This window comes from Pseudomonas sp. B21-019, assembly GCF_024749225.1.
In the GTDB taxonomy this organism is placed as follows: Bacteria; Pseudomonadota; Gammaproteobacteria; order Pseudomonadales; family Pseudomonadaceae; genus Aquipseudomonas.
This window is the reverse complement of the sequence record NZ_CP087193.1, coordinates 4,224,349-4,227,348: the sequence shown is the minus strand read 5'-3', so window position 1 is coordinate 4,227,348 and position 3,000 is coordinate 4,224,349. Positions and strand designations below refer to the sequence as shown.

Below are 3,000 nucleotides of genomic sequence, written 5' to 3'. Positions count from 1 at the left end.
AGTAGCAGAAAAAAAGGCCGACGCCCAATGCGTCGGCCTTTTTTTTGAATTTTTGCGCAAATGATAAATAAACTCATTCCGGTTTTTGCACGGTGCTGCGTCTTACTTACGTAAGCAGATAAATCGAGCCGGGCAGGGTAGCCACAGGGTTCAGTTTTTCCCAGCCGTACACATTTTTACCGCTGCCCGGACAAACGATCGAGCCCGGGGAGGGGCCGGTCATCGACTTGCGACGTGTTGCCCGAGATGGCAGCCGATCCAGGCGGTTCACAGGTCCAGGCAGCGGCAGGGCACTCGGTTGCCCATGGATCCTATCCATTTCAATTAAAAATAGAGAGCACGATGTCAGCAATTCATGAGTTGAAACCTCTGTTCAAGGCCTTGGTCATTGCCCGAACCCTGCGCTCGCGTCGCTCGTTGGCCGGCCTGGGCATGGCTTGCCTGCTGCCGCTCAGCGCGCAGGTCCACGCCGAAGACTTCACCCTCGACATTCCTGCCCAGCCTTTGCCCCAGGCGCTGCAGGCGTTTGGCACGCAGACCAATCAGCAGGTGATCTACAGCGCCGATGACATGGCCGGCCTGCGCAGCACACGCGTCAGCGGCAAGTTGAGCAGCGAAGCGGCGATTGCCCAATTGCTCAAGGGCACGGGCGTGCACTACAGCTTTGAAGGCAACACGCTGATGGTGGTACGCGGCAGTTCGACCGAGGGTCTGGAACTGGGCGCTACCACCATCAACGCGCAACAGGTGGGCGCGACCACCGAAGGTTCGAATTCCTACACCTCGAATGCCGTGACCATCGGCAAGGGCACCCACACCCTCAAGGAAATCCCGCAGTCGGTCACGGTGATGACCCGCAAGCAAATGGATGATCAGGAAATCGTCGATCTCAAGGACGCGGCCAACAAGACCACCGGACTGGTTGGTGCCCAAGGCGTTGGCAGAGGTTTGATCCTCTCTTCGCGCGGTTTCCAGATCGATGACTGGCAGTACGACGGTGTGCCGATCCCGCGCAACACTTACGCGCTGGGCAATTGGGCCACGCAGGACTTGATTTTCTTCGACCGCATGGAAGTGCTGCGCGGTGCGTCGGGCTTGCTGCAAGGCACCGGCAGCCCGGGTGGCGCAGTCAACCTGGTGCGCAAGCGCGGTCAGGCCACACCGACCGTGACCCTGACCGGCAAGGCCGGCTCCTGGGATCACTACGGTCTGCAACTGGACGCCGGCGGGCCGTTGAACCAGAACGGCACCATTCGTGGACGCTTCGTGGCCGATCAGGACGACACCCACACGTTCGTTGATTCCGAATGGTACAAGACCACCTCGCTGTACGGCGCGCTGGACTTCGATCTGAGCGAAGCCACCACCGTGGGCGTGGCGGTCAGCCAGTCCGACGGCGAATCGCGCTCGAATGTCCGCGGCTTCCCGCGTTACTCCGACAGTAAACCCATCGACCTGCCGCGCAGCACGTACACCGGGGCGAAGTGGAACCATTCGGATATCGACGTCACCACGCTCTACACCGATCTGGAACACCGTTTCAACGACGACTGGGCCTTCAAGATCGGCGCCGTGCGCATGACGGAAACCAACAAGGCGAAGAACCAGCGGGTGCAATCCACCGGCGATGGCATCAATCCCGATGGCAGCGGCGTGCAATACGCGGACTTCGTGACGGACATGGACTCCACCAAAGTCGCTCTGGACATGAACCTCACCGGCAAGTTCGAAGCCTTGTCCATGCCGCAGGAAATCATGGTGGGCGGCAACTATTCCAAATACACCTCGGACGACAAATACGCCCGAACCTTCAATGACAGCTCCGACAATATCTTCGACATTGATCACAACCGTCCGGAGATCAGCTACGAAGGCTTGATCAATAGCCCCGGTGGTCGTGGGACTCCCAGCCAATACGACATCCGCCAGAAAGGCCTGTACGGCAGCTGGCGGGTCAAGCCTGTTGAAGACCTGACCCTGGTGCTCGGCTCGCGCGTCAGTTGGTACGACTACAATTACAAGTCTTCGACCCAGACCGCGACCGGCATTACAGAAGATCCAAAAAGTACCGCCACCGAAACCGGGGAAGTCACGCCCTATGCCGGTGTCGTCTATGACCTGAGCCGCGAATGGGCGGTCTACGCCAGTTACACCGACGTATATACACCGCAGACCGAACGCGATACCGCCGGCGCGGTACTCAAACCGATTATCGGCAGTAACTACGAGATTGGTCTCAAGGGCGAGTTGATGGATGGCCGGATCAATACCTCCGTGGCCCTGTTCCGTTACGACCAGGAAAACCGTGCCGTTCTCGATACGCAGGGTGCGCAAACCTGCGACGGTTGGTTTTGCTCGACGGCATCGGGCAAAGTGCGCAGCCAGGGTCTGGACGCCGAAATCAGCGGCGAAGTGATCGACAATCTGCAACTGTTTGCCGGCTACACCTACAACACCACCAAATACCTCGACGACCCTGACAACGAAGGCAAAATCTTCAGCTGGTGGACGCCTAAACACATGCTGCGTGTGTGGGGCAATTATCAGTTGAGCGGCGACTGGAGCCGTGTGAGTACAGGCCTGGGCTTTACCGCACAAACCCACACGATAGGTTTCGACCACTCCGTCAACGTTCCGGGTTACACCGTGTGGAATGCCCGCGTCGGTTACCAGCTCACCCCGGAAATCGAGCTGGCGATGAACGCCAACAACCTGTTTGACAAGACCTACTTCGCAGCGGCCTACAACCAGATCAACGGCAACAACAACTACGGTGATCCACGCAACGTGATGTTCAGCGTGAAATACACACCGCAGTTCTGAGTCCTTTGCACTAGCGTCAAAGTCCCGGTCCGCGCCCTTTTACCAGGGGCGCGGGCTAATCTTGTAGCAGCTGCCGAGCAGCGCGAGGCTGCGTTCGGCTGCGCAGCAGTCGTAGACCCTAAATGCACGGTGTATCTGACAGACTGCAGTGCCTGATTTCACGACTGCTTCGCAGCC

Annotated in this window: 1 protein-coding gene; it reads left to right on the top strand. The window is 58.6% G+C overall.

What is annotated here, in order from left to right; translation table 11 throughout:
• Positions 1-342 precede the first annotated feature (342 nt).
• The gene (locus tag LOY36_RS18780; protein WP_258670066.1) at positions 343-2,823 is read left to right on the top strand and encodes a TonB-dependent siderophore receptor; all 2,481 of its coding nucleotides are present in this window, start codon (positions 343-345) and stop codon (positions 2,821-2,823) included.
• Positions 2,824-3,000 lie beyond the last annotated feature (177 nt).

Excerpts from the sequence above, each read along its gene's own strand:
- LOY36_RS18780 (WP_258670066.1), top strand. The coding sequence starts at position 343 with ATGTCAGCAATTCATGAGTTGAAACCTCTGTTCAAGGCCTTGGTCATT.